Here is a 10394-nt window from a genome sequence, read left to right on the forward strand (position 1 = left end):
TTCAGGCAATGCGTCGAAGAGGTCTGCGACGAGTCCGAAGTCGGCGACCTGGAAGATGGGGGCCTCTTCGTCCTTGTTGATGGCGACGATGATTTTGCTGTCTTTCATGCCCGCAAGGTGTTGAATTGCCCCGGAAATCCCGACGGCGATATACAGATCCGGCGCGACGACCTTGCCGGTCTGGCCCACTTGCCAGTCGTTCGGGGCAAAGCCCGAATCCACCGCCGCGCGCGAGGCGCCGACGGCGGCGCCCAGCTTGTCGGCCAGGGCCTCGATCAGGGCGAAGTTTTCCTCGGAGCCGACACCGCGGCCGCCCGAAACGACAACGCCAGCCGAGGTCAGTTCCGGCCGGTCGCTTTCGGCGACCTTGTCCTCGACCCAGGTGCTAAGCCCGGCGTTGCCGGCGGCGGAGATTGCCTCAACCGGGGCGGCCGCGCCAGTGCCCGCCGCATCGAAAGTCGAGGTGCGAACCGTCAGTACCTTCTTGGAATCGTTGGATTTTACCGTCTGAACCGCGTTGCCCGCATAGACCGGGCGTTCAAACGTGGCGCCGTCCACAATCGCCGTCACATCCGACAAAACCATCACATCCAGCAGCGCGGCCACCCGCGGCAGAATGTTTTTTGCGCTGGCCGTGGACGGGGCAACGATATGTTCATAATTGCCTGCCAGGCTGACCAGCAGGTCGGCCACGGGCTCGGCCAGGCCGTTGGCGTAGGCCGCGTCATCGGCAACCAGAACCTTGGCCACACCTGCGATGGTGGCGGCCTCTTCGGCCGCGCCCGCAGGCCCGGCCACCAGAACCGTCACATCGCCCAGGGCGGTGGCGGCAGTGACAGCTTTGGCGGTGGCGTCCAGCGCCAGCGCCCCACCCGAGATTTCCGCAAGGAGAAGAACAGCCATTACACGACCCCCTTTTCTTTCAGCTTCGCAACCAGATCATCGACCGAGCCGACAATCTCTCCGGCCTGACGGGCCGCAGGTTCCGCAGTTTTCACGATCTCAAGACGCGGGGCGGTATCGACGCCGTAATCGGCGGCCGTTTTCTCGTCCAGCGGCTTCTTCTTGGCCTTCATGATGTTGGGCAGGCTGGCGTAGCGCGGCTCGTTCAGGCGCAGATCGGCGGTCACGATCGCCGGCAGCTTCACGCTGATCGTTTGCAGACCGCCGTCCACCTCGCGGGTGACAACGGCCGTATCGCCGTCAATCCCAACCTCAGAGGCAAAGGTCGCCTGACCCCACCCCAAAAGCGCCGCCAGCATCTGGCCGGTCGCGTTCATGTCGTTGTCGATCGCCTGCTTGCCCGCAATGACCAGGCCGGGGGCCTCTTCGTCGATCACGGCCTTCAGAATCTTGGCAACGGCCAGAGGTTCGATATCCGTGTGAACGTCATCCGCCGCAACAACCAAAATCGCACGGTCCGCCCCCATCGCCAGAGCCGTCCGCAGCGTTTCCTGCGCCTGTTTCACCCCGATCGACACAACGACGATCTCGTCCGCCTTGCCCGCTTCTTTCAGCCGGATCGCCTCTTCAACCGCGATCTCGTCGAACGGGTTCATCGACATCTTTACATTCGCAAGATCAACTCCGCCGCCATCCGCCTTAACGCGAACCTTTACGTTGTAGTCAATCACACGCTTGACCGGTACGAGTACCTTCATATGTGTGGTCTCCCTTCAATGATGAGGGGCGCGAAACGACTCCCTCAGAAATGCTCAGCGCGTTGATATAATCTTGCGCGCCCATGAAACAGGTCAAAATCGTCACGTCTTGTCTATTCGACGTCGCGTTTCTTCGAAAATGGCCTTCTCTGCCAGTTGGTTCGCATGTGAAATAACGGAAGTCCAGAGGAATTTCCCTTGGGGAAAGGAAGTTCGCCCGGATCGTCGGACGGTTTGACGGTTAAGCCTGACGATTGGCGCCGGGCACCCACAGAACATCCGATTCGCCGTTGTCATTGGCGACACGCGCGGCCACGAACAGCCAGTCGCTAAGCCGGTTCAGATAGCGAACCGCAGCGGGGTTCACGGCCTCCAGGCGCGCCAGCTCGACGGCCAGGCGTTCGGCCCGGCGCGATACGGTGCGCGACAGGTGCAGATGCGCCGCCAGGGCCGAGCCTCCGGGCAGGATAAAGCTGCGCAGCGGCGACAGAGCCTGATTCATCGCGTCGATCTCGGCCTCCAGCCGGTCCACCTGAGCATCGGCCATACGCAGGGGCGGGTATTCGGCCTCGGCGTCTTTTTCCATGTCGGGGCGGCACAGATCGGCGCCCAGATCGAACAGATCGTTCTGAATGCGGGCCAGGGCGGCATCCAGATCGCCATCTGCGTGCAGGCGCGCCAACCCCAGAGTGGCATTGGTTTCATCCACGGTGCCATAGGCATTCACGCGGGCCGAGTTCTTGGCCACGCGGTCGCCATTGCCCAGGGCGGTGTCGCCCTTGTCGCCGGTGCGGGTGTAAATCTTATTCAGGACAACCATTGTCAGCCTCTCCTTAGCCAGACGAACAGCAGGATCAGAACGACGGCAATGAATTGCGCCACGATCCGCATCCGCATGATCTTGTTCGCGTGTTTCCTGTTGAAATCGCCGCCCTTGGCGAAGCCTCCGATGCCGGTCATCAGGATGACGACGACGGCCAGGCAGGCGATGGCGACGACATAGAAAAGGGGATCGTCCTTCATGACAGGCTGGTCCTTTCGTTAGGTTGGCCCTGATGTAGTCCGTGCGGAGGCAAAAGCGAACCCGCGATTTGTCGCGTATCAGCCGCGGGCCAGAATCGCGTCCAGCGCGCGCGCGGGCAGAATGCGGCGCAGCGTGCCCATGATATAGGTGGCCGTCGTCACATAGTAGCGCGGGCGCGGATTGGGCGTGTTCAGGATTTTCAGCAATTTGGCGGTGACGGCCGAGGCGGGCAGCTCGAACGGGTCTTTGCCCTCTTTTTTGGCGTAAAGCCGGGGGATCAGGTTGGCGCGATATTGTTCCGCGCGGGACGAATTTTCCCAATCGATCCATTTCTCGAAATGCGGAACCGAATTGGCGCGGATGTCCGAGGTCACCGGGCCCGGTTCCAGCAGGACGATCTGGATATTGGTGTCGCGCATTTCGATGCGCAGGGTGTCGGTCAGCCCTTCGAGCGCGAATTTCGTGGTGTTATAGGCGGCGCGCCAGGGGGCCACCACCAGCCCCAGAACCGAGCTGCAATTGATGATATGCCCATGTCCCTGCGCGCGCATCACCGGGATCACGCGGCGGGTCAGATCGTGATAGCCAAACAGGTTGACCTCGAAAATCTCGCGCAGGGCATCGCGTGGCAGATCCTCGGCCGCGCCGGGGCAGGCGAAGGCCCCGTTGTTATACAGCGCATCCAGCGTGCCGCCGGTTTGCTGCAACACCCAGTCCAGGGTCTCTTGGAGGCTGGTTTCGTCGGCATAGTCCAGGCGGATGCTTTCTAGCCCTTCGGCGCGCAGGCGTTCGACATCCTGTTGCTGCCGGCAGGTGGCAAAGACGCGCCAGCCGGCCCGTTTCAGCCCGTGTGCCGCGTCATAGCCGATACCCGAGGAACAGCCGGTGATCAGGATGGATTTCGTCATTTGCGTGTCGCCCTTTGCCCGTTGTCACAGGGCTAGGGGAAATTGGGGCGGGTTGCAATGCGGGGCCGCAGGGGCTTAGCTGGGCACCTTGGTCAGCAGACGCGAGGCCATCCAGCCGACGCGGCCATTCTCTTCGACGCGCAGCTTGACCCAGCCGTTGCCCGGCTCTTGCAGTACCTGAACACGTGTGCCGCGGGTCAGGCGCAGCACGATATTATAGCTGGTCGCCGGCCCCATGCGCATGTTCACCCGCGACCCGGCCACCTTGCGGATGTCCGGGGCCGGAGTTTCGTCGATCGTGGCGATTTCAGGGTCGTCTTTCGCTTCTGGATCCGGTGTTGCGGCGGGCTGTGCGTCGGATTGCGCGGGGGGCGTAACCTCGGCCGGATCAAAAGCCGCGCGGGTGACCATCGCGGCGGGCACCTCGATTTCGCGCTGCGCCAGGGCTGCGGCCTCGGCTTTTTCAGCGGCGTCCTGAGCGGCCTTGGCAGCGGCCAGTTCTTTCTTTGCTTGCAGGTCGGCAGTGAATTCAGTGCCGCCGCTGGCTTCGTAAAAAGCCCAGCCCAGAAACACGAAAGTCAGCAGTATATAGCGCAGCATTGCGCGTCCCCCTTTACACAAACGCATTAACGAATTGAGGCCAGTATAACATGCAAGCCCCGCAAAGCTTATGGGGAAACCCGTAAAACTGTTCCCCGGACATCAAAACACTGTACGGAATTCTTCAACGCACAGGGCGATTTAGCGACGCGGGTGCAACCTATGAGAATTGTTTCAGGCGATTTGGGCCTGTGACTTGCCGCGTTAGATTTTGGGCGGTACACAGCATTTATGAGCGATCTGCTGGATGACCCCAACATGAACCCCACTGAGCTGGCCGAGCCTTTGCGTCGGGCCATTGGTGACCGTTACCTGACCTACGCGCTAAGCACGATTATGCACCGGGCGCTGCCCGATGCGCGGGACGGATTAAAACCTGTGCACCGGCGAATCCTTTTTGCCATGCGCGAGCTGCGACTCACCTCGGGCGGGGGATTCCGTAAATCCGCGAAAATCAGCGGCGACGTGATGGGCAACTATCACCCGCATGGCGATGCCGCGATCTATGATGCGATGGCGCGTCTGGCGCAGGATTTCGCCGTGCGCTATCCGCTGGTGGACGGGCAGGGGAATTTCGGCAATATCGACGGGGATAACCCGGCCGCCAGCCGATACACCGAGGCCCGGATGACCGCCGCCGCCGAGGCTCTGCTGGAGGGGCTGAACGAAAACGCCGTCGATTTTCGCGAAAACTACGATGGCACCCTGACCGAGCCCGTGGTGCTGCCCGCCGCCTTTCCCAACCTGCTGGCCAATGGGGCCGCGGGGATTGCGGTGGGGATGGCAACGAACATCCCGCCTCATAATATCGAAGAGCTGTGCAACGCCTGCCTGCATCTGATCAAGTCCCCCGATGCGCGCGATGACACGTTGCTGCAATATGTGCCGGGCCCCGATTTTCCCACCGGCGGTGTGATCGTCGAGCCGCAGGAAAACATCGCCAAGGCGTACCGTACCGGGCGCGGCAGCTTCCGCCTGCGCTGCAAATGGGAGGTCGAGGATCTGGGCCGTGGCCAATGGCAGATCGTCGTCACGGAAATCCCCTATCAGGTGCAGAAATCCAAGCTGATCGAGAAACTGGCCGAGGTCATCCAGACCAAGAAAGTGCCGATTCTGGCCGATGTACGTGACGAATCCGCCGATGACATCCGCTTGATTCTGGAACCCAAATCCAAAAACGTGGACCCTCAGCTGCTGATGGGCGCGCTGTTCCGCAATACCGATCTTGAGGTCCGGTTCAGCCTGAACATGAACGTGCTGATTGATGGGGTGACGCCCAAGGTCTGCTCGCTCAAGGAAGTGCTGCGCGCGTTTCTGGATCACCGCCGTGACGTGCTGCAACGGCGCTCGCGTCACCGGCTGGATAAGATTGATCACCGTCTGGAAGTGCTGGAAGGTTTCATCATTGCCTTTCTGAATCTGGACCGGGTGATCGACATCATCCGGTACGATGACGACCCCAAGGCCGCGCTGATGGCGGAAAACTGGGGGCTGAAACATGCCCGCGCCACGTCCGAGACCGATTATCACTCGCCCTTGCCCAGTGGCGGCGAGGGGGAGCTGTCCGAGGTCCAGGCCGAAGCGATCCTGAACATGCGCCTGCGCAGCCTGCGCCGGCTGGAAGAGATCGAGCTGGTCAAGGAACGCGATGCCCTGATGGCCGAACGCGCGAACCTTGAGGATCTGCTGGCCGACGAGGGGCTGCAATGGGGCCGCATCGCCGAAGAACTGCGCGAGACCCGCAAGAAATTCGGCAAGGATTACGAACGCGGCAGCCGCCTGAGCCAGTTCGCCGAAGCCACCGAGGCCGAAGAGGTTCCGCTGGAGGCGATGATCGAGCGTGAACCGATCACGGTGGTCTGTTCGCAAATGGGCTGGATCCGCGCGATGACGGGCCATATTGACCTGACCCGCGAGCTGAAATTCAAGGATGGGGATGGGCCTCGGTTCATTTTCCATGCAGAGACCACGGATAAGCTGCTGATTTTTGCGTCGACCGGGCGGTTCTATACGGTGCAGGCCAGCAATCTGCCGGGCGGGCGCGGCATGGGAGAACCGCTGCGCCTGATGGTGGATCTGCCGAACGAGGCCGAGATCGTCGATCTGTTCATCCACAAACCTGGGCAGAAGCTGCTGGTGGCCTCGTCCGAGGGCAATGGGTTTGCTGTCAGCGAAGATGAGATCCTGGCGCAGACCCGGACCGGCAAACAGGTGCTGAATGTCGGCAAGGAGGCGCGGGCACAGCTGGTGCGGCCGATTGTCGGGGATCACGTGGCGATTGTCAGTCAGAACGGGAAATTCCTGGTCTTCGCGGCCTCGGAACTGCCCGAGATGGCGCGAGGCAAGGGCGTGCGTCTGCAAAAGTACAATATGGCGCGTGGCCGGCAGGGGACGCTGGAGCTGGATGGTGGCCTGAGCGATATTACCACTTTCAACTGGGCCGAGGGGCTGAGCTGGGAGATGGGCGGGGGCAAGACCCGCCACGAGCCTGACCTGACCGAGTGGCTGGGCAAGCGCGCCGGGGTGGGCAAGAAGCCGCCCTATGGGTTCCCGCGCGATTTCAAGTTCAGCTAAAAGGGGCGCGCTGTCGCGCGCGCTGGATGTCTCGTCATCGGCCTTTGGCCTCTTCCTCGGGGCGGGCCGGAGGGGCGTGGCGGTGCGCGGGCTAGGGTAGCCTTTCGGCCTGAAGCCAGACGCCGCCTTCGGGGCGCAGGGTCAGGATCATGACGGGCTTGGGGGCGCGGCCGGGAATGGCTGTGAAGCGATACTGTGCCAGAAGTGTGGCCAGGATGATCACGGCCTCTTGCAGGGCGAAGCTGGCGCCGATGCAGATGCGGGGGCCGTCTCCGAAGGGGAGGTAGGTGAACCGTGCGATGGATTTGCGATCGGCGAAGCGGTCCGGGTGAAAGGCGTCGGGGGCATCCCAGAGCAGGTGGTTTCTGTGCAGCGCATAGAAGGGCAGGATGACGGTGTCGCCGGGTTGAATTGTGCGTCCGCCCAGGATGTCCGGTTTCTGCGCGGTGCGCGAGACAAGCGCGGCGGGTGGATAGAGCCTGAGCGCCTCGTCGATGATCATGCGAATAAAGGGCAGGTCGGGCACGTCCTGGGCGGTGGCCGGCGCGCCGGGAGAGAGCACGGATTGGGCCTCTTGCCGGGCGCGGCTTTGGATGGCGGGATCATGGGCGCACAGATACAGCGCCCAGGCCAGGGTCAGGGCGGTTGTTTCATGCCCGGCGACGATAAAGGCCAGCAGGTTGTCGCGCAGCTCGGCTGTGTTCATGCGGCGTTTGGTTTCGGGGTCTTCGCCAGCCAGCAGCAGATCGAGCAGATCGGGAATGCCCGAAGGGGGCGCGTTTTTCCGGCTTTCGATGGCGTGGTCGGCCATTTTTTTCATCTGTTTCACGGCGCGGCCCGCGAACAGGCGGTTGGGGCGGGGGATCCAGTCGGGGGCGCTGAACATGTCCAGCAGGCTGACGCGGCCGGCCTCGGCGATATAGCTGTCGATGGCGGTGTGCACGGCGCTGCGATCGAAACCTTCATCGCCCGAGAAGGTGACATCGCTGATCACTTCGAACGTGGCGCGCACCATGGTGTCATACATATCGACCGCCCTGTTGCCCGCCTGGGCAATCCGATCCGAGGCACGCAGGGCGGCGGCGGTCATGATCGAGCTGAGATTCGTGATGTTGCGATGCGAAAAAACCGGGGCCGCAGCGCGTCTTTGCCAGCGCCAGTGCGCGCCTTCGGCGACGAACAGCGAGTCGCCGATCGCCGGGCGCAGCAGGTTCTTTGTGACGTTGGATTTGGGGTAATCGTCCAGTCTTTCCAGCAAAATCCGGCGCAGGGCCTGCGGGTCCATCACCATATGCCAGCGCGCGCCGGTTTTGCCTGAAACCATCGGTTGTTTGGTGGCGATGTCGGGAATGATCGACAGAATGTTGCGGCGCGCGGCGGCCAGGCTGGCCAGCAGGCCAAGCGGCTGAGTGACCAGCGGAACGCGGGCGGGCAGGGGAACAGTGTCAGACATTTCGGCCTCCGTTGTTGAAAGTATAGGCGGCGAAACCGGCCTGGCAATCTGCCCTGCCGATTGCGCGGCGCGGCGGGGTGCTTTATCTCGGGGGTATGGATCAGATCAGGAGCCGCAAATGACCCGTATCCTTGCCGTTATGACTTTGCTGATCGGGCTGGCCGCCTGCACGAACCCCAACGATCTGGATCAGGCACCCGCCGATCTGGGCGCGTTCAAGCTGGAGCATAACATCGTCGTGGCGCCGAAGATGGTCAAAGGGCCGGTCTCGCGTGAGGCAACGCCGGACGAATGGATTGCCAGCCTGACCGGAGCCATCGCCGAACGCTTTGACCGCTATGACGGCCAGCAGCTGTATCATTTCGGCGTGTCGGTCGAGGGCTATGTTCTGGCGCAGCCGGGAATTCCGGTGGTGGCCTCTCCTAAATCGGTGCTGATCATCAACCTGACGGTCTGGGACGATGCCAAGGGCAAGAAGCTGAATGAAAAGCCCCAGCAGATCACAGTGCTGGAAAGCTTCTCAACCAAATCGGTCCTGGGGTCGGGGCTGACCCAAAGCAAGGAAGAGCAGATGCTGGGCCTGTCGCGCAATGCGGCCAAGCAGATCCAGGATTTCCTGGTCAAGAAACACTCGGAGGAAGGGTGGTTCCTGCGGCAGGAAACCGCGACAGATTCGGCCAGCCAAGACGCCGATCCCGCACCCAGGGCCGACTGAGCCCCCGCTGCTGCTGAACAGGGATCCACATAGGTGCATAACTGCATCGCGTTGGGTGCATCCAAGGCTTGATTTCCGGTTCCCAAACCAATAAATCGGCCTCCGAAGATCAAACCGGGCCATTGGGGCCCCCAAATGCGAGGCGCCATAGAATGGCAAAGGAAAAGTTTGAACGTAGCAAACCGCACGTTAACATCGGCACGATTGGTCACGTTGACCACGGTAAGACGACGCTGACGGCGGCGATCACCAAGTATTTCGGTGACTTCAAAGCGTATGACCAGATTGATGGCGCGCCGGAAGAGAAAGCGCGCGGGATCACGATCTCGACGGCGCACGTGGAATACGAGACCGAGACCCGCCACTACGCGCACGTCGACTGCCCCGGCCACGCTGACTATGTGAAGAACATGATCACCGGCGCGGCGCAGATGGACGGCGGTATCCTGGTTGTGAACGCAGCCGACGGCCCGATGCCCCAAACCCGCGAGCACATCCTGCTGGCGCGTCAGGTTGGTGTGCCTGCGCTGGTCGTGTTCCTGAACAAGGTTGACCAGGTTGACGACGAAGAGCTGCTGGAGCTGGTGGAAATGGAAGTCCGCGAGCTGCTGTCCGAATACGACTTCCCCGGCGACGATATTCCGATCATCGCAGGTTCGGCCCTGGCCGCAATGGAAGGCAAGAACCCGGAAATCGGTGAAGAGAAGATCAAAGAGCTGATGGCCGCCGTGGATGCCTACATCCCCGAGCCCGAGCGCGCGATCGACCAGCCCTTCCTGATGCCGATCGAAGACGTGTTCTCGATCTCGGGTCGTGGTACCGTTGTGACCGGCCGTGTCGAGCGTGGCGTGATCAACGTTGGCGACGAGATCGAAATCGTCGGCATCAAGGACACCACCAAAACCACCTGTACCGGCGTTGAAATGTTCCGCAAGCTGCTGGACCGCGGCGAAGCGGGCGACAACATCGGCGCGCTGCTGCGCGGCATCGACCGCGAGTCGGTCGAGCGTGGCCAGGTTCTGTGTGCCCCCGGTTCGGTGAACCCGCACACCAAGTTCGAAGCCGAGGTCTACATCCTGACCAAGGAAGAGGGCGGCCGCCACACCCCGTTCTTCGCGAACTACCGTCCGCAGTTCTACTTCCGTACCACGGACGTGACCGGCACCTGCATCCTGCCCGAGGGCACCGAGATGGTGATGCCCGGCGATAACCTGAAACTGTCGGCCGAGCTGATCGCCCCGATCGCGATGGAAGAAGGCCTGCGCTTCGCCATCCGCGAAGGCGGCCGCACCGTCGGTTCGGGCGTTGTGTCCAAAATCATCGAGTAAGGGTGGCTTTGCGCAAGCAAAACGCCCGTTAGCGACAGGCGATTTCCCAACGGAAACCCCGCCGAAAGCCGACCGATAAAAACCAACAAAGGGCCGCTCAACAAAGCGGCCCTTTTGCTGTGAGTGGTTGA

Annotated in this window: 10 protein-coding genes; 3 read left to right on the top strand and 7 right to left on the bottom strand. The window is 61.9% G+C overall.

Annotated features, from left to right (window positions below; all coding sequences use genetic code 11):
* The 6 genes from ACP15O_RS18625 to ACP15O_RS18650 all read right to left on the bottom strand — a co-directional run.
* The coding region (locus tag ACP15O_RS18625) for an FAD-binding protein (protein WP_425097522.1) at window positions 1–903 on the bottom strand (903 nt) is incomplete at its 3' end.
* A complete protein-coding gene (locus tag ACP15O_RS18630; protein WP_425097523.1) occupies window positions 903–1661 on the bottom strand; it encodes an electron transfer flavoprotein subunit beta/FixA family protein in 759 nt (252 codons plus the stop codon). The genes ACP15O_RS18625 and ACP15O_RS18630, both read right to left, overlap by 1 nt.
* 241 nt (window positions 1662–1902) lie before the next feature.
* Window positions 1903–2481 (bottom strand): cob(I)yrinic acid a,c-diamide adenosyltransferase, encoded by a 579-nt coding sequence (locus tag ACP15O_RS18635; RefSeq protein WP_425097524.1) that lies wholly within the window; start codon window positions 2479–2481, stop codon window positions 1903–1905.
* A gap of 2 nt (window positions 2482–2483) precedes the next feature.
* Window positions 2484–2684 (bottom strand): twin transmembrane helix small protein, encoded by a 201-nt coding sequence (locus tag ACP15O_RS18640; RefSeq protein ID WP_425097525.1) that lies wholly within the window; start codon window positions 2682–2684, stop codon window positions 2484–2486.
* Window positions 2685–2762: 78 nt separating this feature from the next.
* On the bottom strand, window positions 2763–3593 hold the full coding sequence (locus tag ACP15O_RS18645) for an SDR family NAD(P)-dependent oxidoreductase (protein ID WP_425097526.1): 831 nt from the start codon (window positions 3591–3593) through the stop codon (window positions 2763–2765).
* Window positions 3594–3668: 75 nt separating this feature from the next.
* Complete coding sequence (locus ACP15O_RS18650) at window positions 3669–4193, bottom strand: SH3 domain-containing protein (protein WP_425097527.1); 525 nt, start codon at window positions 4191–4193, stop codon at window positions 3669–3671.
* Between the two features lie 231 nt (window positions 4194–4424).
* Here ACP15O_RS18650 and ACP15O_RS18655 point away from each other — a divergent pair, with 231 nt between their 5' ends.
* A complete protein-coding gene (locus tag ACP15O_RS18655) occupies window positions 4425–6767 on the top strand; it encodes a DNA topoisomerase IV subunit A (protein ID WP_425097528.1) in 2343 nt (780 codons plus the stop codon).
* A gap of 91 nt (window positions 6768–6858) precedes the next feature.
* Here ACP15O_RS18655 and ACP15O_RS18660 read toward each other — a convergent pair whose 3' ends face one another.
* Entirely contained in the window at window positions 6859–8220 is a 1362-nt protein-coding gene (locus tag ACP15O_RS18660; protein ID WP_425097530.1) for a cytochrome P450, read from the bottom strand.
* A 118-nt stretch (window positions 8221–8338) separates the two neighbouring features.
* Here ACP15O_RS18660 and ACP15O_RS18665 point away from each other — a divergent pair, with 118 nt between their 5' ends.
* Window positions 8339–8935: a hypothetical protein gene (locus ACP15O_RS18665; RefSeq protein ID WP_425097531.1), complete on the top strand. Its 597-nt coding sequence runs from the start codon at window positions 8339–8341 to the stop codon at window positions 8933–8935.
* A 152-nt stretch (window positions 8936–9087) separates the two neighbouring features.
* Window positions 9088–10263 carry an elongation factor Tu gene (gene tuf / locus ACP15O_RS18670; RefSeq protein WP_425093993.1) on the top strand — a complete coding sequence of 392 codons (1176 nt, stop codon included), beginning with the start codon at window positions 9088–9090 and terminating at the stop codon, window positions 10261–10263.
* Window positions 10264–10394: the final 131 nt, after the last annotated feature.

This window comes from Youngimonas ophiurae (nom. illeg.) (assembly GCF_049803795.1).
Lineage (GTDB): Bacteria > Pseudomonadota > Alphaproteobacteria > Rhodobacterales > Rhodobacteraceae > Thalassobius.